Below are 24,186 nucleotides of genomic sequence, written 5' to 3'. Positions count from 1 at the left end.
TTCGTTTTCCTCTACATTAATGTCCTTTGCACTATAATTATTCACTAATTTTTTATAATTTACACATGTATTTCAAAGTTTCTATATTATTGCTATAGAAAAAATATGAAGTGGACATACTTAAAGTGGAGGTGAACATCATGGAGAATGAAAAAAAATTGGAACAAAATAAGACGGATGAACCAATGTCATTTAATGCGAGAATTGCAAGTATTGGCTTTTTTGGCGGTTTATTTTGGAGTTTAATGGGTTATGTCGCCTTCTTTTTTAATTTTATGACTATCGGGCCTGCATTAGTACTCATGCCTTGGGCTTTGGGGGAATGGAAGCACACATATATTGGCCATCTAGTCGGTATTCTGGTCATTGGTTTATTGTCCATTCTCGTTGCTTTTATTTATCGGATGTTATTAGCAAAGGTATTTAGTATATGGTCAGGAGCATTTTATGGATTTGTATTATGGCTCGTTGTTTTTTATTTACTTAACCCAATTTTCCCAGGATTAAAATCTGTTCCACAATTAGGTACAAATACAATTATAACCGGGGTTTGTTTATTTGTACTTTACGGTGTATTTATTGGTTATTCAATTTCTTACGATTACAAAGAAATGAACGAAAATACGTAAACAAACTATTCAAAGTGTTTTAGCTATGATAGAATGTCAAGTGACCTTCTATCATTTCTTTTTCCCAGTATATGTTACTAACAATTATTTCGTTATTGTGCAATTATTTTATGCAAAAGAATATAGGAGTGTGCTTAATTTTTTTAGTATAGTGCCTGTAATTTGATTTGAGGAGGACGATGATGGAACGCCTTGAAAAAATGAGAGAGCAAATGAAGCATTACGAGATTGACGGGATGCTGATTACAAGTCCGAGTAACCGTAAATATATGACTCAATTTACAGGAACAGCTGGGGTAGCTTTATTATCAGGAACAGAAGCAAAATTCATCACTGACTTTCGGTATATTGAGCAAGCGAATGAACAAGCGAAAGCCTATGAAATTGTACAGCATACCGGCCCAATTGATGAGGAAATAGCCAAGCAAATAAAGAATATGGGAATAAAAAAGTTAGGATTTGAGCAAGATCATCTTACATATAGCCAGTATGCTACGTTTACTAAAAAATTTGATGTTGAATTGATTCCGATTAGTGGGTTAATTGAAAAATTACGCTTGATAAAAGATGCATCAGAGATTAAGATACTAAAAGAAGCTGCACAGATTGCTGATGCTGCATTTACTCATATAACGTCATACATAAGAGCCGGTTTAAAAGAGATTGATGTGGCGAATGAACTTGAATTTTTTATGAGAAAAAAAGGGGCAATCTCATCGTCTTTTGATATTATTGTTGCGTCAGGAATTCGTTCTGCGCTCCCACATGGTGTCGCTAGTAATAAGGTGATTAATAAAGGCGAACTTGTTACCCTTGATTTTGGTGCTTATTACAAAGGGTATTGTTCCGATATTACACGAACAATCGCAGTTGGCGAACCTAATGAGGAATTAAGAAAAATATACGAAACTGTTCAAGAAGCGCAAGCCATTGGAATGAATTCAATTAAACCAGGGTTAACAGGTAGACAAGCAGATGCGCTTACTCGTGATTTTATAACGGAAAAAGGATATGGACAATATTTTGGTCACTCTACTGGTCATGGGATTGGTTTAGAAGTACATGAAGGCCCGGCGTTATCAATGAAATCGGATACGGTCTTGGAGCCAGGAATGGTTGTAACGGTAGAACCGGGAATTTATATTTCTGGAATTGGCGGTACACGAATTGAAGATGATACTCTTATCACCGAATCAGGAAATGAATCTCTTACTCATTCATCAAAGGAATTATTAATTGTAGGAGACTAGAACAATTTAAAAATGTAAAATTTAAATATAAATTAAATCTTTAGTTAAATAGAGGTTTGAATTGATAATTACATAGGAGGAACAGAACATGGTTTCAGTTAACGATTTTAAGACAGGTTTAACAATTGAGGTAGATGGCGGGATTTGGCAGGTTATTGAATTCCAACATGTAAAGCCAGGCAAAGGAGCGGCATTTGTTCGCTCAAAATTACGTAATTTAAGAACTGGGGCAATTCAAGAGAAAACATTCCGTGCTGGAGAAAAAGTTTCAAAAGCACATATTGAAAATCGTCGTATGCAATATTTATATGAAACTGGTGGCGTATATACATTTATGGATAATGAATCGTATGAGCAACTAGAGCTACAAGCAAATCAAATTGAATATGAATTGAAATTTTTGAAAGATAATATGATTGTTCAGATTATGACATATCAAGGGGAAACACTTGGTGTTGAATTACCAAATACTGTTGAGCTAGAAGTAACGGAAACTGAACCAGGTATCAAAGGGGATACTGCATCAGGTGGAACAAAACCAGCTACACTTGAAACAGGCCTAACTGTACAAGTTCCTTTCTTTATTAATCAAGGCGATGTATTAGTGATTGATACAAGAACAGGACATTACATTTCCAGAGCATAGTTATTTATATAAAAAAACTTATTGTTCTCTTTGAACAATAAGTTTTTTTTGTACGATTCACTATTTGTCGTTATACCTCAAAATATTTGTAAAATTCTAACTACTCATTTAAACGAGTTTCTGCTATTATGATTAAAAAGAAAGGTGGTGGACAGATTGGAGAAAAAGAAGGTTCAATTAAAAGAGGATCTTGAAGTTAGTTACTATTCATTTTCAGATGATATCATTTGTGTTGAAGTTTTTTATAAACAAAAGGAAATGGGGGCGTTTTGTTCCGATATCTCTCACTTCAAAGAGTGGGATGAAACAGATCTTCTTCAATTAGCCGAGAGTCATGTTAAGAATAATGCCCGAATACTGTCAACCGCCACATCATCCGTTCAACGTAAAGCATTAGATAATGGCATTGAAGTTGAGTATTATTCACATTCAGATGATATTTTGTGTATTGAGATGTTTAAGGATGGTCATAGTGTCGGTTCATTTTGTTCGGATGTCTCATCATTTGAAGAGTGGATGGAGGATGATGAATTACTGAAACGTGTAGTCGAAAAGCAGCTGCCACAAGGAATTTAACGAATGAAAAGTTGTAAAAGAGCGAATTGCCACTTCGGTAAATTGCTCTTTTTTTGTTCTGAATATATGGTTTTTCTCATAGGTTGTACAAAGTATTTTTTGTCTGCTTACTAATTATGAGACGTTCCAAAACATCGGAGAGGATGGCGTTTATGAAAGGTTGGTTATCTGCTATAGAAACAACTGTACTTAGTATGGTTATTTTGCGAATGGTTTCAGGATTGCTTGAGCTATCAGCCGCATCGCTCATGCTGCGTTTCAACACAGTGGAGAAAGCCGTAGCAATTAATGCTTTGTTAGCTATTGTGGGACCAATCGTTCTAATTACAACGATGACGATTGGCCTGGTTGGTATGGCTGATAAAGTTTCGGTTGGAAAGCTGTTGCTTATTGCTTTAGGTGTAATCCTTATCTTACTTGGATTAAGACGTTAAACATGAAATAACATTGTCATATTACGATGAAGTTGGCATACATTTTCAATAGGGGACAAGTCAAATTCATGGTATTAGGGGGAGTGTAATGGAAGAAATTTACGCCGTTTTACCGGATTCAATTAAACGAATGATCGACCAATTGCCTTCAAGAACGAAAGAGAAGATGGAAGAAATTCGGATTCGGATTAACCGTCCTTTGGAAATCGGTGTAGAAGGATCTCCATTCTTCCCACAGCTGGAACAAATGCCATACATCGTTAGCAAAGAAGATGGTGTCCAACTTATGAACCAATTAAGTAATTATTCCTTATATGCTTTAGAAGAAGAGTTAAAGCAAGGATTTATTACGATTCGGGGTGGCCATCGGGTCGGATTAGCAGGAAAAGTCATTACAGAAAAAGGTCATGTCAAAGCCATTCGGCATATTAGTTCATTTAATATTCGTGTTGCAAAACAAAAAATAGGTGTCGCGAATCCATATATTCATTATTTATTTCAAAAAAACAGATGGGAAAACACACTGATAATAGGCCCTCCGCAAACCGGGAAAACAACGTTATTGAGAGATATTGCGAGAATTATTAGCAGTGGTGATAAAGATTTTAAAATCCTTCCGAAAAAAATCGGTGTGGTAGATGAGCGCTCCGAAATTGCTGGATGTATTAAAGGTATACCGCAACATGATTTAGGATCTCGAGTCGATGTTCTAGATGCTTGTCCAAAGGCAGAAGGAATGATGATGCTCATTCGATCGATGAGTCCAGATGTCCTTATTGTCGATGAAATTGGTCGACAAGAGGATGTTCAAGCGATACATGAGGCGATTCATGCAGGTGTTAGTATTATTACGACGGTTCATGGTTTTCAAATGGAGGATTTGTATTTAAGGCCGACAATCAAGGAATTAATGGACCAAAAAGTTTTTAGTAGATGTATCGAATTGACACGTCGTTTACATCCGGGAAAAGTAAACCGAATTCGTGATGAAAACGGAAAAGATGTGGTGAGATTACATTGAAAATAATTGGAGCGATTTTAATCATCATTGCTACGACATGGGTAGGGTTTGAGTTTGCTAGACGATTAAGTGAGAGACCAAGGCAGCTTCGGCAATTAAAAGTAGCTCTACAATCACTTGAAGCAGAGATTATGTATGGGTTAACACCATTAGCTGAGGCAAGTAGTCATATTGCAAAGCAATTACCGAAACCAATCTCCTATTTTTTCGAACGTTTTTCCTACTGGCTGTCGAAAGGGGAAGAAAGTGCTCAAAAGGCATGGGAGCAAAGTTTAAATGAAACATGGCATTTTACTGCTTTATGTAATGGGGAACTTGAGATTATGAAACAATTCGGAATGACACTTGGACAACATGATAAGGTTCAACAACAAAAGCAAATTCGTTTAACGCTCACCCACCTAGAAAGAGAAGAAGGTGAAGCAAAAGATGCACAAAATCGTTATGAAAAGATGTTAAAAAGCTTAGGTTTTTTAACAGGTCTCTTAATTATTATTCTCATGATGTAATGATGGTAGCTATGAATTGAATACTCGCAAAGAGACAAGTGGTCAGGAGGAGAAAAGGTCATGGCATATGATGTGAATACAATCTTTCAAATTGCCGGGATAGGTATTGTTGTTGCAATGATTCATACGGTATTGAAGCAAATGGGAAAGGAAGATTGGGCTCATTGGGTTACCTTAATTGGCTTTGTTGTTGTTTTGTATATGGTTGCAACGATTGTTGATGACCTTTTTCAAAAAATTAAAGGTGTCTTTCTCTTTCAAGGCTGAGGGAGGTGTTCACCATTGAAATAATACAAATTGTAGGATTAGGACTTATTGCAACTTTTCTTGCACTCGTCGTAAAAGAACAAAAGCCCATTTTTGCATTTTTGTTAACTGTATTTGTGGGCGTTCTTATTTTTTTATTCTTAATCGATCAAATTTACAAAGTCATCACTATGTTAGAGAGAATTGCTGTTAATGCCAACATTAACATGATTTATGTGCAAACCATCTTAAAAATTATTGGAATCGCTTATATTGCAGAGTTTGGAGCTCAAATAGCCAAAGATGCCGGACAAGCGGCAATAGCATCAAAAATCGAACTGGCCGGCAAGGTATTAATTATGGTCATGGCCATACCAATCATAACATCGATCATTGAAATGGTAATTTCATTGTTACCAAATTAAGACCTATTAGGAGATTTGCCATTTCATAGAGGGGTGAACAGATGAAACATTGGTTTTTCATTTTATTAGTTCTTTTCTTTCTACCAATCGCTTCAGTTCATGCTGAACAGGAACCATCACCCCAAGAAAACCTCATCGAACGACAATTAGAACAATTAGGAATAGATGATATCCGAGCGTATTGGGAGGAAGTTGTCACTGAGTATGGAGGTTTTCTTCCAGAAAGTCAAAAAGGCTCGTTTATGGAGTTCGTTAAAGGAGAGAAACAATTTTCAATTAAGGAATGGTTGACCGGACTCGTTAAATACTTATTTCATGAATTAGTCGTCAATGGCAAGCTACTAGGAACGTTAATCTTGCTGACGGTTTTCAGTATGATACTGCAGCAAATGCAAAACGCCTTTGAACAACATGCGATTAGTAAGGTGGCTTATGCGATCACATACATGGTGTTAATCATTATTGCCTTAAACAGCTTCCATGTAGCCATTAGCTACGCGCAAGAGGCGATTAGTAATATGATCAATTTTATGATTGCATTATTACCATTGTTGTTAGCGTTAATGGCTTCGATAGGGAGTTTGACATCAGTAGCTTTTTTCCATCCGTTAATTGTCCTTTTGGTCAATACAAGTGGGTTATTAATCCAGCATTTTGTTATGCCATTATTGTTTCTATCAGCAATACTTAGCATTGTAAGTATATTAAGTGACCATTATAAAGTGACCAAGCTTGCCAATCTACTACGGAATGTCGCAGTTGGTGCGTTAGGTATTTTTTTAACCATCTTTTTGGGCATTATTTCCGTTCAAGGAGCAACAACCGCTGTTGCTGACGGAATTACCATACGAACGGCAAAGTTTGTAACCGGTAATTTTGTTCCAGTTGTCGGGAGAATGTTTACCGATGCGGCTGATACCGTGATGAGTGCATCTGTACTACTGAAAAATACAGTTGGTATTGCCGGTCTTGCTATCCTTTTACTCCTTTGTGCGTTTCCGGCAATAAAGGTCTTATCGTTAGCTCTCATCTTTAATATTGCAGCGGCAGTCTTGCAACCACTAGGTGGAGGACCGGTTATCGAATGCCTATCAACAATCGGAAAGGCCGTCATTTTCATCTTCGCAGCACTGGCAACAGTATGCTTAATGTTTTTCCTCGCTATTACAATCATCATCGCCGCCGGGAACCTGTCGCTGATGGTGAGGTGAAAAGCTAGTTTAGAATTTAGAGTGTAGAGTTTAGAGTTATCTCGAGCAAATTCAATGAGGGGTTTTGGGTCTCCCAAGAGGTACAATCAAACACTCTAAACTCTAAACTTTCAACTCTAAACTAACGAAAGGGGGGAGTTTCTTGCAGTTTATTACGGATTGGGTTACGAATATTATTTTGATTATCCTGCTGGCAACCGTTTTAGAGTTACTCCTTCCGAACTCTAATTTTCAGCGTTATGTCAAAATGGTTGTTGGTTTAATGCTAATTGTTGTTATTTTAACACCTTTATTATCGGTATTTTCGCATAGCCCTGAAACAATCTTTCAACCAATAAATATGAATGAGGATCTTTCTGATGAGCAGCTAGAAAATTTAATTGAAAATAAGAAAACAGATATAGAAATGGGACAACGTGCATATATTTCAGAACAGGTGGCTGTCCAAATGAAACAACAAGTGGAAGAGGAGCTGGTTAACGATTATGGTTTGGAAGTAAAAGAAGTCCTGATTTCCATTGATGAATTTGCTAACGAAGAAGACTTCCTCAAGAGTATCACAGGTATTGAAGTTGTTGTTAAACAGCAAGTTGAGCAGACCGAGGAAGAAGCTAAAGTAGAAGCAATACCTGTTGTAATGATTGATACCAAGAAGGAACTGCAAACAAAGAAGTTAACTGAACAGCCAGCAAATCTATCTGAAGTCCAACTTTATTTAGCGAATGAATGGCAAATTCCTAAAGAGGTTATCTCTTTAGCCTTGGAAGGAGGGGATGAGTGATGGACAAAGAGGAAAAAAACCATAAACAATGGTTAACAAAATTATTTCAAAAAAAGGAGGAAGGTAAAGGTAAGATAAAGTCAATTCATTATTTGGCATTAGTTTTATGTATAGGTGTTGCACTAATGATTTTAGGTAATTTCTTTACGAATGAATCTGGATCTAATCAGGTTGCTATGCCAGTGTTCAAAGACGACACATCACCTGATAGTGAACCAGTTTTTGGAAATAAAGCACAAGCAGAACCTTATTCAATGGAGGATTATGAACACCGATATGAAAATCAGCTGAGAGAGGTTTTAGAGGAAATCATTGGTGTTTCTGACGTATCTGTGATGATTAATCTAGCAGAGACAGAAAAGCAGGTGTATGAAAAGGATCAAAATACAAAGAAACAAAACACAGATGAAACAGATCGTGAAGGTGGGAAAAGAAAGGTAGAAGATGTAACCCGAGATGAAAAGGTAGTTATTATTCGTAATGGTGACAGTGAGAAGCCACTGATTGTAAAAACAGAAAAACCAGCAGTACGTGGAGTTGTAGTTGTTGCTAGAGGAGTTGATAACATTCAGGTAAAAACAATGGTGGTAGAGGCAGTCAGTAGAGTACTAGACGTCCCAACTCACCGCGTATCAGTATTACCAAAAAAATTAAAGGGGGAAGAATAAAATGGTATTAAAAAAACAAACAGTATGGCTTTTAACAATGTTAAGTTTAATTATTGTATTATCCGTGTATTATATTACGTCTCCAGGACAGGTGCCGAATGAACATTTGGCATTATTGGAGGTTGAGGAAAATGATGCTGAACCAATGGAACAAGAACAATCAATGGTAGACATTGAAGAAGCGACAGAAGTTGGCGGCTCTGAATGGACTGATGAAGACAGTGTGATTTCCAATGTTACGAGTGATGAGGTTTTTGCATCTATCAGATTGGACAGAGAGGTAAGCCGTGATCGTTTAAGTGAGCAATATACTTCTATTGTTGCAGACACTGAAACAGCTGAAGAATTACGAACTCAAGCATTAGAAGCAATGCAAAAATTACAATCATTAGCACAAAAGGAAGCGATGTTAGAAACGCTGATTCAAGCAGAAGGTTATGAGGATGTTCTTGTTATTACTGAGGATGATCAAGTGAAAATTATTGTAAAAGCAGAAGAATTATCACGTGAAGAAGGAAATAAAATTATCTTAATGGCTCGTGAGCAACTAGGCGAGAAAAACGTAGCTGTAAGTTTTCAACCAACAAAACAATAAGAATTAGCTCAATAAGAACAACCCCTGTGGTGCTGTTCTTATTGAGCTATTTTACATAGTGCAAATGGCACTTTGTAATGGTATAATACAACACGGTGAAGGATTGGAAAATTTTTAATAAGAAAGTAACACTGAAAATGATTAGATCGTTCATTTCAAATCAATACTAAGAAATGCATAAAAAGTTTCTTTACGTGTAGGAATTTGGAAATTTTACATAAAGGGAGAGATCGTTATGGAATGGAATGACCTAACAGAAGGCGCCAAAGCAGTCTTAGAGCAGACAAGAAATATGAAAAATGATCATATTCAAATTGTTGAATTTGAAGTTGGATTTGAACAAGAATTTGAGACAAATGATGGGTCGTATACTGTTTCGATTCAGGAAGAAGACTATCAAAGTTTAAAACATTTTACACAAGAAAATGAGTACGGTGATAAATACCATATGGCTCGAAACAAAAATATTGTAAAAATTATTTTACTAGAGAATGGTAAAATTCCAGATAATTTATCAGAGTTTCCTGTGTTCAGACAATACAAAAAAGATGCAATCATCACCGAGCCAACGACGCAAGAAGAGGAAAATTATTAATAATTACGGTTTCTTGAGCCCCTTGTTTAAGTTGAGGGGCTCATTATATTTTTGCAGGAAGATTATGTTATAATGTTGAAAAATATAGTTGAGGAGTAGAAAAAAATGTTAAAAGTACAAGAAATAAAAGAAATCATTCGAGCGTTAGACCAGTCAAGTATTAATGAATTTAAATACGAGGTCAATGGTTCAAAGATTAGTATGAAAAAACAAGATATTCTTACAACCAATCAATCAGCTGTTCCTCAACTGGTAACTCAAGTAGTGCCAGATAGAAAGACGGTAGAACAAAGTGCTGTGAAAACTGAAGTCAAAGAAAAGGTTGTTAAAGAAAATGAACGGCCAAAAGAGACACAAATAAGCTTTGAGGATAATTTACAAAAGATTACTGCACCGATGGTAGGAACATTTTATGCTGCACCAGCTCCGGATGCTGAGGCGTATGTCAAAGTTGGCGATAAGATTACAGAGGATTCTGTAGTCTGTATCATTGAGGCAATGAAGCTTATGAATGAGCTTGAAGCAGAGGTTAAAGGTGAAATTGTAGAAATTCTTGCAGAGAATGGACAGCTTGTTGAATATGGACAAGAGCTATTCGTTGTGAGACCTTTATAGGGAGAGAACAGAATGATCAAAAAATTATTAGTAGCAAACCGAGGGGAAATCGCTGTTCGAATCATCCGGGCGTGTAAAGAGTTGGGAATCGAAACAGTTGCGGTTTACTCTGAAGCCGACAAAGATGCATTTCATGTCAGAATTGCAGATGAGGCTTATTGTATTGGCCCGACGCTTTCCTCAAAAAGCTATTTAAATTTCACTAATATTATGAGTGTCGCTACTTTAACAGAAGTAGATGCAATTCATCCTGGGTATGGATTTTTGGCAGAGAATGCCGATTTTGCAGAGATTTGTGCCGCATGTAATGTAACATTTGTTGGTCCAAGTCCGGAGGCAATAACTCGTATGGGAACGAAGGACATCGCGAGAGAAACAATGGCCGAGGCTGGTGTACCAATTGTTCCAGGCTCTAAAGGGATCATTGAAAGCACTGATGAGGCAGTTCAATTGGCAAAAGAGATTGGATACCCCGTCATTATAAAAGCGACTGCAGGTGGGGGTGGAAAAGGAATTCGTGTAGCAAGAACCGAAGCCGAATTAGTAAAAGGAATTAATATTACTCAGCAGGAAGCACAAACGGCGTTTGGGAATCCCGGAGTTTATATTGAAAAGTATATTGAAGATTTCCGGCACGTTGAAATCCAAGTATTGGCTGATAACTTTGGCAATGTCATTCACTTAGGTGAACGTGATTGCAGTATCCAACGTCGTTTACAGAAGTTATTAGAAGAAACACCATCTCCTGTTATAGATAAAGCGAAACGGGATGAAATGGGAGAAGCTGCGGTAGCAGCGGCAAAGGCGGTCAATTACTCTGGAGCAGGGACAGTAGAATTTATTTATGACTATCAAAATGGCAAATTCTATTTTATGGAGATGAATACTCGAATACAAGTTGAGCATCCTGTTACAGAAATGGTTACTGGCATTGATTTAATAAAGGAACAAATACTAGTGGCTTCCGGTAAAAAACTTGCATATACTCAAAGTGATGTAACATTCACAGGATGGGCAATTGAATGTCGTATAAATGCGGAAAATCCAGACAAAAACTTTCTTCCGTCACCTGGGAAAATTACAACGTATTTACCACCAGGTGGTCTCGGTGTGCGGGTTGATTCTGCTGTTTATCCAGGCTATACAATTCCCCCATTTTATGATTCGATGATCGCAAAAGTGATTACACATGGTGCTAGTCGAAATGAAGCTATTTCCAGAATGAAAAGAGCTTTAAGTGAATTTGTCATTGAGGGTATTGATACAACAATACCATTTCATTTACGACTATTGAATCATGAGAAGTTTGTAGAGGGTCATTTTAATACTAAATTTTTAGAGATTTATGATTTAACAAATAGAAAATAAATGAAAAGGTTTGGAGGCGAGTAAGAATGAATGAAAATCACATTTTAGATTTAGAAGAGTCCAAAAATGAACTAGGGAAGGTTGAGATTTCACCAGAAGTTATCGAAGTCATCGCTGGCATTGCTGCATCTGAGATTGAGGGAGTTGCGACGATGAGAGGCAACTTTGCTTCAGGTGTTGTCGAACGACTTGGCCGAAAGAATCACGGTAAAGGTGTCAAGGTGGATCTTAAGGACGATGGGATTGCTGTCGATGTATTCGTCGTAATGGTTTATGGTGTTGCCATCCCTGAAGTTGCACAGAAGATCCAAAATAATATCTATCAAACATTAAAAACAATGACGGCAATTGAACTTTCTGAAGTAAATGTCCATGTTGTTGGAATTCAGTTTGAAACAACAGAACAACAATTAGCAGTAGAAACACACGAAGAATAAGTAAGGAACATCAAAGGATCATTGCGCTCCTTTGATGTTTTTTTTGTGCATTTGGTTTTCAATTCCATATATTTTGCTAATAATAATGGGTAAAGCGATTGCAGTTTACGGAAAAGTAAGAATTTTGTTTAGAAGAATAGACATTCTGTATTCCTTACCTTTGTTATGCTATGATCATGAATAGAAAATGTTGGTTTTTTTCTAAGAACGATTTTCAATTAAAGGAGTAATTTATATATGAAAAGAAGATTAGCTAGACAAAAAGCGATTCAATCCCTTTTTCAAGTTGATGTTAGTGGAACGGACCGTGATGAGGCAATTAATAATGTTTTAGAAGATTCTGATGAGAAAGATGAGTTTTTAGTAAATCTCGTTTACGGTACACTCGAACATCTTCCTGAAATCGATAAAGTAATAGAAAATAATCTAGAAAATTGGTCATTAAATCGTATTGGTAACGTAGACCGTGCTATAATACGAATGTCGATATATGAAATAAAATATGTAGAAGAAATTCCTACTAATGTCAGTTTTAATGAAGCGATTGAGCTTGCAAAAGCATTTGGCGGTGACGAATCAGGCCGCTTTGTAAACGGAGTTTTGTCAAAAATTGTTGATTCAGAAAAACAGTAAAAAATAATTTAGAATTTATAATTTATAATGTAGAATTGGCTGCCGGTATAGCTCTGAAGTCGTAATTAAGAAACTACATTGAAGAACCCCATACTAATAATTCTAAATTCTTAATTCTTAATTCTAAATTTTTTAAGGGAGTGGTTGTTTTGTCAGCGATATTAATTAGTGGTAAGGATCTAGCTAGTGATAAGCGTTTAGAAATGAAGCAGGAAGTAGAGAAATTAACAAAGGATGGAACTCAACCTGGCCTAGCGGTTATTTTGGTAGGGAATGACCCTGCATCACGTTCTTATGTGAAAGCGAAAGAAAAGGCATGTCATGAAGTTGGTATTTATTCTGTATTACAAGAATTGCCTGAATCGGTATCTGAGCAGGAGCTTCTTGCAGAAATTGAGCGTTTGAATCAAGATGAAAAAATACACGGTATACTCGTTCAATTACCGTTGCCAAAGCACATTTCCGAACAAGCTGTGATTGAAACGATAAGCCCTGAAAAAGATGTGGACGGATTCCATCCAATTAACATCGGGAAAATGATGATTGGTGAAGAGACGTTCTTGCCTTGTACACCATTTGGAATTGTAGAAATGATTAAATCCAAAGACATCGAGATCTCTGGAAAACATGTTGTTGTTATTGGTCGCAGTAACATTGTCGGAAAGCCAGTTGGACAACTCTTATTAAATGAAAATGCTACAGTTACATATTGTCACTCAAGAACTAAGAATATGAAAGAAATTACAAAACAAGCAGATATTTTGGTTGTTGCTGTTGGTAAAGCGAAGTTTATTGATGCGGACTATGTGAAAGAGGGAGCAGTTGTCATTGATGTAGGAGTAAACCGGTTAGAATCTACTGGTAAGCTATGTGGCGATGTAGAATTTGATGAGGTAAAAGAAGTAGCGTCTTATCTTACTCCTGTACCAGGTGGCGTTGGACCAATGACAATCACAATGCTCCTTCATAATACGATTGAATCTGTGAAAAGAAAATTGAAAGCAACAGTTTAACTTGTTATTAAGAGGAGCTAAATATGGCCAGTGATCAGTTTTTAACAATTAGCCAATTAACCCGCTATATAAAGAAGACATTTGATCAAGATGAGCAGCTGCAAAATGTATGGGTGCGAGGAGAAATATCAAATTTTAAATTGCATAGTCGTGGACATATGTACTTCACGATCAAGGATAATCAGTCTCGAATTCAATCGGTGATGTTTGCAGGAAATAATCGATATTTAAAGTTCATCCCAGAAAACGGGATGAACGTTCTTGTTCGGGGAGATGTTTCCGTGTATGAACCCCATGGGCAGTATCAGTTCTATGCTAAAGAAATGCAGCCAGACGGAATCGGGAATTTATATTTAGCATATGAAGAATTGAAGGCCAAGCTTGAATCTGCAGGCCTTTTTGCCAATGAACTGAAAAAACCATTACCGACCTTCGCTACAGAAATTGCTGTAGTAACATCACCGACCGGTGCAGCAATTCGTGATATTATTTCAACATTAAAACGACGATTTCCTATTGCCAGAATTACGCTCTTTCCCGTTCTAGTTCAAGGGGATGATGCTCCTGCATCAATTGCTAGAGCGATTGAACAAGCAAATGAACTCCATCTTTTTGATGTTTTAATCGTTGGTCGCGGTGGAGGTTCAATAGAGGAACTGTGGGCTTTTAATGAGGAGATTGTAGCAATGAAAATTTTTGAATCAAAAATCCCTGTTATTTCTGCAGTGGGCCACGAAACTGATTACACGATTGCTGACTTTGTTGCGGATATTCGAGCAGCTACACCGACGGCTGCTGCGGAATTAGCTGTTCCTTCAATGACTGAAATTATGGAACGGATAGAGCAAAGGAAAACAAGGTTAATTCGTGCAATGAATGAGAAACTATCGATGAATAAGGATCGTCTTCATCATATGCAAAAATCATATGCATTTCGTTATCCAGGTCAGCTGGTCAAGCAGAAAGAACAAGAACTAGATCGCCTATTGGATCGTCTTCACCGTGAGTCAGAAAGAATGATCGACCGGAAAAAAGACCGGCTAGAACAATTGCAAAAAGGTTTAAATAGAAATCATCCAATTGAACGAATGATAGAGGCAAAAGATAAAACGACCCGTTTGGAGAATGGTTTAAAGAAAGCATTTGAAACAATTATAATGAATAAAAAGCATTCGTTTCATAATCAAATCTCAAAATTAGAAGCGTTAAGTCCACTTAAGGTCATGGACCGTGGCTACAGTCTTGTTTATACAGATGATCAAGCGTTAGTAAAGTCTGTAAAGCAAGTAAGCACAGGTGATTATATACAAGTTCAAGTACAAGACGGGAAATTGGATTGCAGAATAGACCGAATAAACAGTAAGTAGTGAAATTTTCCATAAAGAGAGGTGTAAAGAAATGAGTGAGCAGCAGGGAGAGAAATTATCGTTTGAAAAAGCAATGGAGCAGTTAGAACAAGTTGTTGAAAAGTTAGAGCGAGGCGATGTTCCATTAGAAGAGGCAATCACAATGTTTCAAGAAGGAATGTCGCTATCAAAATATTGTCATGATAAACTGCTAACAGTAGAAAAGCAAATGGATCAAATTGTGAAGGAAGATGGGGAAATTGAGGTTACTGCTTTTCAGGAGGAGGTAGCAGGTGAATAATATAACATTAGAAGATTTTATAAATGAAAAGAGAATGAAGATTGATAAGCTTCTTCCAAGTTATATTGAAGAACTTGCAACACCTGAACCTTTGAAAGAAGCTATGCTCTATTCTTTGAAAGCCGGAGGAAAACGAATTCGTCCAGTTTTGCTTCTGGCCACGATTGAAGCGTTTGGCAAGGATGATGAATTAGGACTAGGTACAGCATGCGCTCTTGAAATGGTTCATACGTATTCTTTAATTCATGATGATTTGCCAGCAATGGATGATGATGATTTAAGAAGAGGTAAGCCAACCAACCATAAAGTATTTGGAGAGGCAACAGCAATTCTTGCAGGGGATGGTTTATTAACATTTAGCTTTTCAGTCATTTCGGCAATAACGCATCCTTCTATAACGAGTGATATGAAATTACAGTTAATTGCGAAACTCGCATGTGCCGCTGGTCCAGAAGGTATGGTAGGTGGCCAAATGGCAGATATGCTTGGTGAGAACAGAGATTTAACGGTAGAAGAACTAGAATTTATTCACAATCATAAAACAGGAGATATGCTTACATATGCAGTAGAAGCAGGTGCCATTCTTGCAGAGGCCAGTGACGAGGAAATCTTTCGATTAAAACAGTTTGCTCAGCATGTAGGGCTGGCTTTTCAAATCCGTGATGATATTCTCGATGTTGAAGGTGACCAAGAGATCATCGGGAAACCTGTAGGTAGTGATGATTCGAATCAAAAAAGCACTTATCCACAATTATTAACGATGGAAGGTGCAAAAAATAAACTTAATGAGCATATTAAGCTAGCAAAAGAATATTTATATAGTGTCAATATCAAACACTCTACATTAGAAGCCATTACAGACTATATTGCAGGACGTGACCATTAATTTAGCAGTATTGTATTACGTGTTGATAAATGAATCAAGGTGTTTTAACTTCTATATAATTGAGCAGGCTGAAAAACCGTGATATAATCTAGATAAAATGAGTGGTGCAGTATTCTAGTCGGTTCTCCATTCTTGAAGGCGGGCCTAAAAATCCGCTAAAGGGCACATCGATGAAGTCTCTTGTGTCGGCTTGAGTCGCCCAGGCTTGGGTCGATGCTGGGGGTAAAGGAGTTAGGGCGATCCACAATGGCATGTGGGCGATGACCCTGCTCCGCGGAGGCCTTACTGTTGCAGCCTTTGTTGCTTTCAGGGGGTATGAACCTACCTTTGTAAGTTAGGGAACTTACGGGTAGCGTAGCCTGCCTTGAGTGGAGTAGAGGGGATTATGCTTAAAGTCATATGAAATCTGCTCTGCAAAAGAGGATAGAGAATGGTAGGAACTGTTGAGGAAAACTCCTAGACTGTTCTTTGTACATTTAAAAAGGATTATAGTGCGGTCTAAGTGGTAATCTAGTCTAGCGTTTGGTGACAGCGCTAAGGTGGAATTAAAGGGAAACCTCCAAGGTGGCGACACTTTGGTATCCGCTTGGGAAAACCTACTGGACCTAAGCCGCAGCGTTTACTTTTTAAATGACCACTCAGTACATAATTTTGACATGAAAAAGTAAGGTTATGAACCTTTTATAGAGAGATAGGTGTCGATACAACTGTAATGAAAGAACCTCTTATAAAGTCGATAAATTGGAGCCTGGGAATTGCCGTTATCACTCTTGTGTTAGCGGCTATTTTTTCAATCATCTCAACACTTTTGTTGAGTGGAGTTACCTGGGCAATGGGGATGCTAATTGTTTTTATTATCGTGCTAATTGGGATTATTTTTGATACAATTGGTGTTGCGGCGACAGCGGCTAATGAGGTTCCATTTCACGCTATGGCAGCTGAGCGGTTACCAGGGGCTAGACATGCCGTCCTTATTACCCGGAATGCAGACCGGTTCGCAAATTTTTGTAATGATGTAATTGGTGATATTGCAGGAATTATTAGTGGAACTGCTTCTGCCTACGTAGTTTTACAGCTTTCCTTACAGCTGGGAGCTCACGACGGCGGCTTATGGCAATTTATCATTTCAATTATCTTTACGAGTATCATTGCCGCATTAACTGTTGGAGGAAAGTCTTTTGGGAAAACATTAGCAATTAGCTATTCAACACCGATCATTTACCAAGTAGGTCGTTTGTTTTACCTAATTGAGGTAAAAATGAAAATAAAGCTAATAAATGGTAATGATAGAGGAAAACGTAAAAGGAAAAATAAACGGAAGTGAGGGTTTTACTTGGATTTACACTCAATAAAAGACCCAACATTTTTAAAAAACTATAATAAACAACAACTTGAGCTATTAGCGAAAGATATTCGCCGATTCTTAGTGGAGAAATTATCAGTAACTGGTGGACACTTAGGCCCTAACTTAGGAGTAGTTGAGTTAACGCTTGTTCTTCACAAATTATTCGATAGCCCAAAAGATAAGTTAATATGGGATGTCGGGCATCAAGCTTATGTTCATAAAATTCTTACAGGCAGAGCCGATCGTTTTGATGAATTGCGCCAGTACAAAGGGTTATGTGGCTTTCCGAAAAAATCTGAAAGTGTACACGACGTTTGGGAAACGGGTCATAGTTCAACTTCATTATCAGCAGCAATGGGAATGGCTGTAGCCCGTGACATGAAGGAAACGGATGAAAAGATTGTTGCGGTTATAGGTGATGGAGCCTTAACTGGTGGAATGGCTCTTGAAGCGTTAAATCATATCGGTCATGAACAAAAGGATCTCATTATTATTTTAAATGATAATGAAATGTCGATTGCACCAAACGTGGGTGCGCTTCATAATGTGTTAGGACGGTTGCGTACTGCCGGGAAATATCAAAAAGCTAAAGATGAACTAGAGTTTTTGATCAAGAAAATTCCGGCCTTTGGCGGTAAACTTGCTTCTACTGCTGAACGAGTGAAGGACAGTCTTAAATACCTTCTTGTCTCCGGTATTTTCTTTGAAGAGATGGGAATAACGTACTTAGGTCCGGTTAATGGTCATGATCTAGATGACTTAATGGAAAATATGAAATATGCGAAAAAGACAAAGGGGCCTGTACTTGTTCATGTGTTAACAAAGAAAGGAAAAGGCTATGCTCCTGCTGAAAATGATGCATATGGAACATGGCATGGCTTAGGACCGTATAAAATTGAATCCGGTGAAGTTGTTAAGAAGCCAGGTCCTCCTAGTTATAGTGGTGTTTTTGCAGAAACATTGAAAAAAATCGCTAAAAATGATAAACGCGTCGTTGCTGTAACGGCAGCTATGCCTGGTGGAACTGGATTAGATAAGTTTGCCAAAGAATTTCCTGACCGAATGTTCGATGTTGGGATTGCTGAGCAACATGCATCGACCATGTCAGCTGGCCTTGCAACACAGGGATTGAAGCCTGTTTTTGCGGTGTATTCAACCTTTTTGCAGCGGGGCTATGATCAGATCGTTCATGATATTTGCCGTCAAAACCTAAATGTTATTTTTGCGATTGATCGTGCTGGCTTAGTTGGAGCAGACGGAGAGACGCATCAAGGAGTATTTGATATTGCATTTCTGCGTCACGTGCCAAACATGACGATTATGATGCCAAAGGATGAAAATGAATTACAGCATATGATCTATACAGCGGTACAACATAGTGGACCAATTGCTGTTCGTTATCCTCGTGGAAATGGGTATGGAATCAAAATGGATGATGAGTTTAAGGAAATTCCGATTGGAACATGGGAAGTGTTGAGGGATGGTACTGACTTGGCTCTGTTAACATTTGGGACAATGATCCCTGTTGCTGAAAAGGCGGCAGACCAATTAGCGCTAGAAGGAGTATCAGTAAAAGTGATCAATGCCCGCTCAATTAAACCGCTGGATGAAAAAATGTTGGCAGACTTGGCGAGTAAGAACATGCCAATCTTAACGCTTGAAGAATCTGCATTACCGGGTGGATTTGGAAGTGCCGTTCTTGAATATTTCCATGATCATTCCTGTCATGGAATGATTGTTGAAAGAATGGGGATTCCAGATCGCTTCATCGAGCATGGCAGCGTATCAGAACTATTGGAAGAAATTGATCTTACTTCAAATAAAGTTGCTGAGCGAATTGTAAAGATGTTACCAAGAAAACGACAAAGGGCGTAGTACATGATGAAAAAAGAGCGTATTGATGTTCTTTTAGTTGAAAGAGGCCTTTGTGATACTAGAGAAAAAGCGAAAAGATCAATTATGGCCGGCCTTGTCTTTTCGGGTAGTGAAAGGATTGACAAACCCGGAGTCAAAGTAGAAAAAGATATCCCATTAGAACTTAAGGGAGATGTGATTCCCTATGTTAGTCGAGGCGGGCTAAAATTAGAAAAAGCCCTAGCGGAGTTTAATATTTCATTAGAGGATAAAATTGTGATTGATATTGGTTCGTCGACGGGTGGATTTACAGATTGTTCTTTGCAAAACGGGGCAAAGCTTGTTTATGCAATTGATGTAGGCTATAACCAATTAGCATGGAAGCTTCGTCAAGATGAACGTGTTCAAGTGATGGAGAGGACAAACTTTCGCTATGTTAAGCCGGAAGATTTAACGAAAGGACTTCCTAATTTTGCGACGATTGATGTATCATTTATCTCTTTAACTTTAATCCTGCCTGTGCTAAAGACATTGTTACAGCCTAATAGTGATGTGTCTGCACTAATAAAACCACAATTTGAAGCAGGTAGAGAAGAAGTTGGAAAAAAAGGAATTGTTCGTGATTCACTGGTGCATGAAAGGGTCATTGAAAAAATCATTCAATTTGCAATAGGTGAAGGATATGATGTGAGAGGACTCTCCTATTCTCCGATAAAAGGCGGAGAAGGGAACATTGAATTTCTCGTTCATCTATTCTGGGAAGGGACAAAAACAACAGGTACCCAAGATAATCATGTGGTACCTAAGGATATTGTTTCAGAAGCTCATGAGCAATTGAAAAAGGTGTAAGAACAAAAAGGGAACAATTCGTTCCCTTTTTTCTATGAAAAATATAGAGTAGATATGTGAGGAATATACAATAATAATGCAATAAAATATACAATCCTTCCTAGTGAAAAAAATTATTATTTACGTATTATCTGATTTTTTTAATTGTATAAGATAAAAAAATCGTTTACTATACATATATAAGGTTTTTTTTATTAATTTTCATGAATAATTATTAGGGAGGATTTTGTATCCGATGAATAAAGGACAACGCCACATAAAAATTAGAGAAATTATTACAAATCAAGATATAGAAACGCAAGATGAATTAGTAGATCAGTTAAAAAATGCCGGATATAATGTTACACAAGCTACTGTTTCAAGAGATATTAAGGAACTTCATCTCGTAAAGGTTCCGATGATGAACGGTCGCTATAAATATAGTTTACCTGCTGATCAGCGTTTCAATCCGTTGCAAAAATTAAAACGATCATTAATGGATAGTTTCGTAAGTATTGATCGAGCAGACAATTTAATTGTTATGAAAACGTTACCCGGCAATGCGAATGCCGTTGGAGCCCTTGTCGATAATTTAGATTGGAATGAGATTATGGGATCGATATGTGGTGATGATACAATTCTAATTATTTGTCGCTCTAAAGATGACAGTGAAGTCATTTCTGAGCGGTTTTTAGATATGCTGTAGATTTTTTTGTTCATAATAAGGAACGGCTACAAAAGGCTCAGTTTCCATTCTGAACAATTTTTGTAAGGACGTGAATGAAATGTTGGTGGAATTATCAATTAAAGACTTCGCAATTATTGATGAACTAAGTATTTCTTTTGAGAAGGGCCTTACTGTGTTAACGGGTGAAACAGGTGCAGGGAAATCAATTATTATTGATGCAATCGGCTTATTAATTGGGGGAAGAGGTTCCTCAGAGTTTGTCCGGTTTGGTGCAAAACGAGCAGAAATAGAAGGGTTATTTTCGATTGAGAATAATCATTCGAGTCTTAAGAAGCTTGAACAGTTAGGGATAGAAATTGAAGATAGCATGCTTATTTTGAGGCGTGATATTACGGAAAGTGGAAAGAGTGTTTGCCGTATTAATGGCAAGCTCGTCACCCTTGCTATTATTCGCGAAATTGGCTCTCATTTGGTTGATATTCATGGACAGCATGAGCACCAGCATTTAATGGCACAAGAGCGTCATTTGGCAATGTTAGATTTATTTGGGAAAGAAGAAATTACGAAAGCATTAAAGGAATATAAAACATTGTACGAGCGTTATATACAAACCTCAAAACAATTAAAACAACTGTCAGAAAATGAACAGGAAATTACACATCGGTTGGATTTAATTCAATACCAGTTAAATGAGATTGAAAAAGCAAAATTAGAACCAAATGAAGATGAACAGCTTTTTGCTGAAAAAATGAAACTGGCCAATAGTGAAAAAATATATAAAGTTGTTCAAGACAGCTATCACGCTTTATACGGTGAAGGAAAAGGAATGGATTGGATTACCCTTGCCATGAATCAGCTTGAAGATGCGGTTGATCTAGATAAGGAATTACAAGCGATTCACGAAACTGTAACACAATGCTTTTATTTGCTAGAGGAAGCGACATTTTCATTGAGCCATTATGTTGACTCAATTGAGTTTGATCCAGACAGGTTAAATTTAATAGAAAGTCGCTTAAATGAAATTAATGGACTGAAGCGAAAATATGGGACAACTGTAACAGAAATCTTAGAATATGCTGCACAAATTGAAGATGAATTAGATACATTGGTCAATAAAGATGATCGGATTCAAAAGCTCCAAAAGCAACTAGAAGAGCTTGCAATCGATTTATTATTAGAAGCAAAGAATTTATCCTCACATCGCCAAAAAGTAGCAACTAGGCTTAAAGAGGCAGTTCTTAAGGAACTTAAAGAGCTGTATATGGAAAAGACTGTGTTTGAAATTGCCTTCAACAAGATTCTGTCCGATCGGAATGGGACAATAGTCGATGGTGAGCATATCCACTTCTATGAGGATGGTATTGATAAGGTTGAATTTTTGCTCTCTGCAAATCCCGGCGAACCTCTTAAGCCGTTATCTAAGGTGGCATCCGGGGGCGAAATTTCAAGAATTATGCTGGCACTTAAGGCGATTTTTTCTGTAGATCAAGGTGTAACTTCGTTAATTTTTGATGAAGTGGATACAGGAGTAAGTGGCCGAGTTGCTCAAGCGATAGCTGAAAAGATCTTCAAAGTTTCTTCTTGTTCACAAGTCTTATGTATTACTCACTTGCCTCAAGTAGCAGCTATGGCAGATACTCATTTGTATATTGCTAAAAAGGAACAAAACAACAGAGTGGTTACTTCAGTGGCACCGTTAACCCTAGGGGAAAAAATAGATGAATTGGCCAGAATGATTTCTGGCGTTGAGGTCACAGAAATTACACGAAAACATGCAGAGGAACTGTTGCAATTAGCTTCTGCAATTAAACAAAAAACTCCTATTCCTGAAAAGCTAACCAAATAAGGTGAGCTTTTTTTCGTTGTTAGAAGTTATATTTGACACTTTTAAAGGCAACATTATAATTACAGCCATGATGGAGGTGTAGGTAAGGAGCGAGGAGAGTGAATCGATTTGAAGAAGGAACGATATAGAAAAATTATTGGTGCTATTCTCCTTGTATTACTTTTAAGTATAGGTTTTGTTAAACCTGTACAAGAATATGTTAGTATACCTAAAAGTCTTGTTCTATTTGAAGGTCAGGAAGTCAATTTAGTTTCAGCTACGCCTGTTTTTTCAGGTATGAGTACGAAGGCAAGTAATGAGGATGTTGCAATCGTTGAAACCGATAGTCTTACCGTCAAAGGACAGGAACAAGGTGATGCAGACGTGATGTTGGAAATGGCAGGATTTCCAGTCAAAAACATTGATGTAAACGTATTACCCGATATTAAAGTTGTGCCAGGCGGACAATCAATTGGGGTAAAATTAAATACTCTTGGTGTGCTCGTTGTCGGTCACCATCTTGTTGACACAGAAGAAGGTGAAAAATCACCAGGTGAAATTGCTGAAATTCAGGTGGGTGACATCATAACAAAAATTAATGGTCAACCGATAAAAAAGATGAGTCAAGTGGCGCCTTTTGTCCAAGAGGCTGGAGAAAAGGGTGAGGCACTAGATATTGAAGTCAAACGAGATCAGCGCACTTTAGAGAAAAAATTAAAACCTTTAAAGGCAAAAGGTGAACATTCATTCCGGATTGGACTGTATATACGAGATTCCGCAGCTGGTGTTGGTACATTAACATTTTTTGAACCAAATTCAAAAAAATACGGTGCTTTAGGACATGTAATTTCTGATATTGATACGCAAAAGCCAATTGTTGTAAATGATGGACAAATTGTAAGTTCATTGGTTACATCAATTGAAAAAGGAAGCAATGGAGATCCAGGTGAGAAATTAGCTCGCTTTTCAGATCAAAGAGAAGTATTAGGAACCATCTCGAAAAATACACCATTTGGTATCTTTGGTGAGTTAAAAGAAAAAATAAAAAATAATATATACGATCAGGAAATGCCAATAGCACTTGCTCATCAAGTGAAAGAAGGTCCTGCAAAAATACTAACCGTTGTTGAAGGAGACAAAATTCAAGAATTTGATGTAGAAGTGGTGAGTTCAGTTCCACAAAAATTCCCGGCAACAAAAGGAATGGTCATCAAAATTACAGATCCAAAATTATTAGAGGCAACCGGTGGAATTATTCAAGGTATGAGTGGTAGCCCTATTATCCAAGATGGAAAAGTTATTGGTGCAGTGACCCATGTTTTTGTTAATGATCCTACAAGTGGATATGGGTGTCATATAGAATGGATGCTACAAGAAGCTGGTGTTGATATTTATAAAAAAGACAAGGCGAAAGCGAGTTAATTCTCTCCTTTCGCTTTTTTTTTTGCAATATCATTCATT

The 24,186-nt window shown here is 37.4% G+C and carries 28 protein-coding genes; all 28 read left to right on the top strand.

The features are described 5' to 3' along the window. Window positions 1-140: 140 nt before the first annotated feature. Window positions 141-629, top strand: coding sequence for a YqhR family membrane protein (locus ACJ2A9_RS05115; protein ID WP_441420543.1), 489 nt, complete (start codon window positions 141-143; stop codon window positions 627-629). A gap of 182 nt (window positions 630-811) precedes the next feature. Further along, on the top strand, window positions 812-1,879 hold the full coding sequence (locus ACJ2A9_RS05110) for a M24 family metallopeptidase (protein ID WP_441420542.1): 1,068 nt from the start codon (window positions 812-814) through the stop codon (window positions 1,877-1,879). A gap of 88 nt (window positions 1,880-1,967) precedes the next feature. Continuing rightward, window positions 1,968-2,525: an elongation factor P gene (gene efp / locus ACJ2A9_RS05105; protein WP_441420541.1), complete on the top strand. Its 558-nt coding sequence runs from the start codon at window positions 1,968-1,970 to the stop codon at window positions 2,523-2,525. 156 nt (window positions 2,526-2,681) lie between these two features. Continuing rightward, complete coding sequence (locus tag ACJ2A9_RS05100; protein ID WP_441420540.1) at window positions 2,682-3,101, top strand: hypothetical protein; 420 nt, start codon at window positions 2,682-2,684, stop codon at window positions 3,099-3,101. 152 nt (window positions 3,102-3,253) lie between these two features. Further along, on the top strand, window positions 3,254-3,535 hold the full coding sequence (locus ACJ2A9_RS05095) for a YqhV family protein (protein WP_441420539.1): 282 nt from the start codon (window positions 3,254-3,256) through the stop codon (window positions 3,533-3,535). 88 nt (window positions 3,536-3,623) lie between these two features. Continuing rightward, window positions 3,624-4,556, top strand: a complete 933-nt coding sequence (gene spoIIIAA / locus ACJ2A9_RS05090) for a stage III sporulation protein AA (RefSeq protein WP_441420538.1) — start codon at window positions 3,624-3,626, stop codon at window positions 4,554-4,556. After that, window positions 4,553-5,065 carry a stage III sporulation protein SpoIIIAB gene (gene spoIIIAB / locus ACJ2A9_RS05085; RefSeq protein WP_441420537.1) on the top strand — a complete coding sequence of 171 codons (513 nt, stop codon included), beginning with the start codon at window positions 4,553-4,555 and terminating at the stop codon, window positions 5,063-5,065. Before spoIIIAA ends, spoIIIAB begins: the two co-directional genes overlap by 4 nt. 60 nt (window positions 5,066-5,125) lie before the next feature. Beyond that, window positions 5,126-5,332: a stage III sporulation protein AC gene (gene spoIIIAC / locus ACJ2A9_RS05080; RefSeq protein WP_441420536.1), complete on the top strand. Its 207-nt coding sequence runs from the start codon at window positions 5,126-5,128 to the stop codon at window positions 5,330-5,332. A gap of 14 nt (window positions 5,333-5,346) precedes the next feature. After that, complete coding sequence (gene spoIIIAD / locus ACJ2A9_RS05075) at window positions 5,347-5,736, top strand: stage III sporulation protein AD (RefSeq protein WP_441421032.1); 390 nt, start codon at window positions 5,347-5,349, stop codon at window positions 5,734-5,736. A gap of 41 nt (window positions 5,737-5,777) precedes the next feature. Continuing rightward, window positions 5,778-6,947, top strand: a complete 1,170-nt coding sequence (spoIIIAE, locus tag ACJ2A9_RS05070; RefSeq protein ID WP_441420535.1) for a stage III sporulation protein AE — start codon at window positions 5,778-5,780, stop codon at window positions 6,945-6,947. Window positions 6,948-7,089: 142 nt separating this feature from the next. Continuing rightward, window positions 7,090-7,728, top strand: coding sequence for a stage III sporulation protein AF (spoIIIAF, locus tag ACJ2A9_RS05065; RefSeq protein WP_441420534.1), 639 nt, complete (start codon window positions 7,090-7,092; stop codon window positions 7,726-7,728). Next, entirely contained in the window at window positions 7,728-8,396 is a 669-nt protein-coding gene (spoIIIAG, locus tag ACJ2A9_RS05060) for a stage III sporulation protein AG (protein ID WP_441420533.1), read from the top strand. Before spoIIIAF ends, spoIIIAG begins: the two co-directional genes overlap by 1 nt. Before the next feature lies 1 nt (window position 8,397). After that, complete coding sequence (locus ACJ2A9_RS05055) at window positions 8,398-8,991, top strand: SpoIIIAH-like family protein (protein WP_441420532.1); 594 nt, start codon at window positions 8,398-8,400, stop codon at window positions 8,989-8,991. A 235-nt stretch (window positions 8,992-9,226) separates the two neighbouring features. After that, window positions 9,227-9,586: a hypothetical protein gene (locus tag ACJ2A9_RS05050; protein WP_441420531.1), complete on the top strand. Its 360-nt coding sequence runs from the start codon at window positions 9,227-9,229 to the stop codon at window positions 9,584-9,586. A 105-nt stretch (window positions 9,587-9,691) separates the two neighbouring features. Then, complete coding sequence (gene accB / locus ACJ2A9_RS05045) at window positions 9,692-10,201, top strand: acetyl-CoA carboxylase biotin carboxyl carrier protein (RefSeq protein WP_441420530.1); 510 nt, start codon at window positions 9,692-9,694, stop codon at window positions 10,199-10,201. A 12-nt stretch (window positions 10,202-10,213) separates the two neighbouring features. Continuing rightward, window positions 10,214-11,569: an acetyl-CoA carboxylase biotin carboxylase subunit gene (gene accC / locus ACJ2A9_RS05040; RefSeq protein ID WP_441420529.1), complete on the top strand. Its 1,356-nt coding sequence runs from the start codon at window positions 10,214-10,216 to the stop codon at window positions 11,567-11,569. Between the two features lie 26 nt (window positions 11,570-11,595). Next, window positions 11,596-12,006, top strand: a complete 411-nt coding sequence (locus ACJ2A9_RS05035) for an Asp23/Gls24 family envelope stress response protein (protein ID WP_441420528.1) — start codon at window positions 11,596-11,598, stop codon at window positions 12,004-12,006. 237 nt (window positions 12,007-12,243) lie between these two features. Continuing rightward, a complete protein-coding gene (gene nusB, locus ACJ2A9_RS05030; RefSeq protein ID WP_441420527.1) occupies window positions 12,244-12,639 on the top strand; it encodes a transcription antitermination factor NusB in 396 nt (131 codons plus the stop codon). 149 nt (window positions 12,640-12,788) lie between these two features. Beyond that, complete coding sequence (gene folD, locus ACJ2A9_RS05025) at window positions 12,789-13,652, top strand: bifunctional methylenetetrahydrofolate dehydrogenase/methenyltetrahydrofolate cyclohydrolase FolD (protein ID WP_441420526.1); 864 nt, start codon at window positions 12,789-12,791, stop codon at window positions 13,650-13,652. Between the two features lie 23 nt (window positions 13,653-13,675). Then, on the top strand, window positions 13,676-15,019 hold the full coding sequence (gene xseA, locus ACJ2A9_RS05020) for an exodeoxyribonuclease VII large subunit (protein ID WP_441420525.1): 1,344 nt from the start codon (window positions 13,676-13,678) through the stop codon (window positions 15,017-15,019). A 31-nt stretch (window positions 15,020-15,050) separates the two neighbouring features. Continuing rightward, window positions 15,051-15,299 carry an exodeoxyribonuclease VII small subunit gene (gene xseB / locus ACJ2A9_RS05015; RefSeq protein ID WP_441420524.1) on the top strand — a complete coding sequence of 83 codons (249 nt, stop codon included), beginning with the start codon at window positions 15,051-15,053 and terminating at the stop codon, window positions 15,297-15,299. 34 nt (window positions 15,300-15,333) lie between these two features. Next, a complete protein-coding gene (locus tag ACJ2A9_RS05010) occupies window positions 15,334-16,185 on the top strand; it encodes a polyprenyl synthetase family protein (protein ID WP_441421031.1) in 852 nt (283 codons plus the stop codon). Window positions 16,186-16,897: 712 nt separating this feature from the next. Then, entirely contained in the window at window positions 16,898-17,509 is a 612-nt protein-coding gene (locus tag ACJ2A9_RS05005; protein ID WP_441420523.1) for a hypothetical protein, read from the top strand. 9 nt (window positions 17,510-17,518) lie between these two features. After that, window positions 17,519-19,405, top strand: a complete 1,887-nt coding sequence (gene dxs, locus ACJ2A9_RS05000) for a 1-deoxy-D-xylulose-5-phosphate synthase (RefSeq protein WP_441420522.1) — start codon at window positions 17,519-17,521, stop codon at window positions 19,403-19,405. Window positions 19,406-19,408: 3 nt separating this feature from the next. After that, window positions 19,409-20,233, top strand: a complete 825-nt coding sequence (locus ACJ2A9_RS04995; RefSeq protein WP_441420521.1) for a TlyA family RNA methyltransferase — start codon at window positions 19,409-19,411, stop codon at window positions 20,231-20,233. 235 nt (window positions 20,234-20,468) lie between these two features. Further along, complete coding sequence (gene ahrC / locus ACJ2A9_RS04990; RefSeq protein WP_441420520.1) at window positions 20,469-20,918, top strand: transcriptional regulator AhrC/ArgR; 450 nt, start codon at window positions 20,469-20,471, stop codon at window positions 20,916-20,918. Between the two features lie 79 nt (window positions 20,919-20,997). Continuing rightward, window positions 20,998-22,746, top strand: a complete 1,749-nt coding sequence (gene recN / locus ACJ2A9_RS04985) for a DNA repair protein RecN (RefSeq protein ID WP_441420519.1) — start codon at window positions 20,998-21,000, stop codon at window positions 22,744-22,746. A gap of 108 nt (window positions 22,747-22,854) precedes the next feature. Then, window positions 22,855-24,147, top strand: coding sequence for a SpoIVB peptidase (gene spoIVB, locus ACJ2A9_RS04980; RefSeq protein WP_441420518.1), 1,293 nt, complete (start codon window positions 22,855-22,857; stop codon window positions 24,145-24,147). Window positions 24,148-24,186 lie beyond the last annotated feature (39 nt).

Origin of the sequence: Anaerobacillus sp. MEB173 (assembly GCF_052119505.1) — a bacterium.
Classification (GTDB): domain Bacteria; phylum Bacillota; class Bacilli; order Bacillales; family JBJMAU01; genus JBJMAU01.
The sequence above is the reverse complement of the archived record's forward strand: the minus strand, read 5'-3'. Positions and strand labels throughout refer to the sequence as shown.

Excerpts from the sequence above, each read along its gene's own strand:
- spoIIIAG (WP_441420533.1), top strand. The coding sequence starts at position 7,728 with ATGGACAAAGAGGAAAAAAACCATAAACAATGGTTAACAAAATTATTT.
- efp (WP_441420541.1), top strand. The coding sequence starts at position 1,968 with ATGGTTTCAGTTAACGATTTTAAGACAGGTTTAACAATTGAGGTAGAT.
- spoIIIAA (WP_441420538.1), top strand. The coding sequence starts at position 3,624 with ATGGAAGAAATTTACGCCGTTTTACCGGATTCAATTAAACGAATGATC.
- ACJ2A9_RS05050 (WP_441420531.1), top strand. The coding sequence starts at position 9,227 with ATGGAATGGAATGACCTAACAGAAGGCGCCAAAGCAGTCTTAGAGCAG.
- nusB (WP_441420527.1), top strand. The coding sequence starts at position 12,244 with ATGAAAAGAAGATTAGCTAGACAAAAAGCGATTCAATCCCTTTTTCAA.
- ahrC (WP_441420520.1), top strand. The coding sequence starts at position 20,469 with ATGAATAAAGGACAACGCCACATAAAAATTAGAGAAATTATTACAAAT.
- accB (WP_441420530.1), top strand. The coding sequence starts at position 9,692 with ATGTTAAAAGTACAAGAAATAAAAGAAATCATTCGAGCGTTAGACCAG.
- recN (WP_441420519.1), top strand. The coding sequence starts at position 20,998 with ATGTTGGTGGAATTATCAATTAAAGACTTCGCAATTATTGATGAACTA.
- ACJ2A9_RS05095 (WP_441420539.1), top strand. The coding sequence starts at position 3,254 with ATGAAAGGTTGGTTATCTGCTATAGAAACAACTGTACTTAGTATGGTT.
- spoIIIAC (WP_441420536.1), top strand. The coding sequence starts at position 5,126 with ATGGCATATGATGTGAATACAATCTTTCAAATTGCCGGGATAGGTATT.
- ACJ2A9_RS05055 (WP_441420532.1), top strand. The coding sequence starts at position 8,398 with ATGGTATTAAAAAAACAAACAGTATGGCTTTTAACAATGTTAAGTTTA.
- xseB (WP_441420524.1), top strand. The coding sequence starts at position 15,051 with ATGAGTGAGCAGCAGGGAGAGAAATTATCGTTTGAAAAAGCAATGGAG.
- ACJ2A9_RS05115 (WP_441420543.1), top strand. The coding sequence starts at position 141 with ATGGAGAATGAAAAAAAATTGGAACAAAATAAGACGGATGAACCAATG.
- accC (WP_441420529.1), top strand. The coding sequence starts at position 10,214 with ATGATCAAAAAATTATTAGTAGCAAACCGAGGGGAAATCGCTGTTCGA.
- ACJ2A9_RS05005 (WP_441420523.1), top strand. The coding sequence starts at position 16,898 with ATGAAAGAACCTCTTATAAAGTCGATAAATTGGAGCCTGGGAATTGCC.
- ACJ2A9_RS04995 (WP_441420521.1), top strand. The coding sequence starts at position 19,409 with ATGATGAAAAAAGAGCGTATTGATGTTCTTTTAGTTGAAAGAGGCCTT.
- ACJ2A9_RS05035 (WP_441420528.1), top strand. The coding sequence starts at position 11,596 with ATGAATGAAAATCACATTTTAGATTTAGAAGAGTCCAAAAATGAACTA.
- ACJ2A9_RS05010 (WP_441421031.1), top strand. The coding sequence starts at position 15,334 with ATGAAGATTGATAAGCTTCTTCCAAGTTATATTGAAGAACTTGCAACA.
- xseA (WP_441420525.1), top strand. The coding sequence starts at position 13,676 with ATGGCCAGTGATCAGTTTTTAACAATTAGCCAATTAACCCGCTATATA.
- ACJ2A9_RS05110 (WP_441420542.1), top strand. The coding sequence starts at position 812 with ATGGAACGCCTTGAAAAAATGAGAGAGCAAATGAAGCATTACGAGATT.
- spoIIIAE (WP_441420535.1), top strand. The coding sequence starts at position 5,778 with ATGAAACATTGGTTTTTCATTTTATTAGTTCTTTTCTTTCTACCAATC.